Genomic DNA, 255 nt, shown 5'->3' with positions numbered 1-255 from the left:
AAACTGTTGCCGCCGAAGATCAAGCAGACCGACCCGAAAAGCCGCAAGGGCATTCCGGAAGGGCTGTGGGTCAAATGCCCGTCCTGCGAGGCCGTGCTGTACCGCAACGACGTGGAGGCGAACCTCCACGTGTGCCCGAAGTGCGATCACCACATGCGCATCGGCGCGCGCGAGCGTCTCGACGCGCTGCTCGATCCGGAAGGCCGCTACGAGATCGGCCAGGAAATCGTGCCGGTCGACTCGCTGAAGTTCAAG

1 pseudogene is annotated in these 255 nt (G+C 63.5%); it reads left to right on the top strand.

Features of this window, described 5'->3' with window-relative positions:
• Positions 1-255, top strand: a pseudogene (locus tag SB816_RS33340) (acetyl-CoA carboxylase carboxyl transferase subunit beta); the annotation flags it as partial.

It is taken from the genome of Achromobacter sp. SIMBA_011 (genome assembly GCF_046535435.1).
GTDB lineage: Bacteria > Pseudomonadota > Gammaproteobacteria > Burkholderiales > Burkholderiaceae_B > Achromobacter > Achromobacter dolens.
The sequence above is the reverse complement of the archived record's forward strand: the minus strand, read 5'-3'. Positions and strand labels throughout refer to the sequence as shown.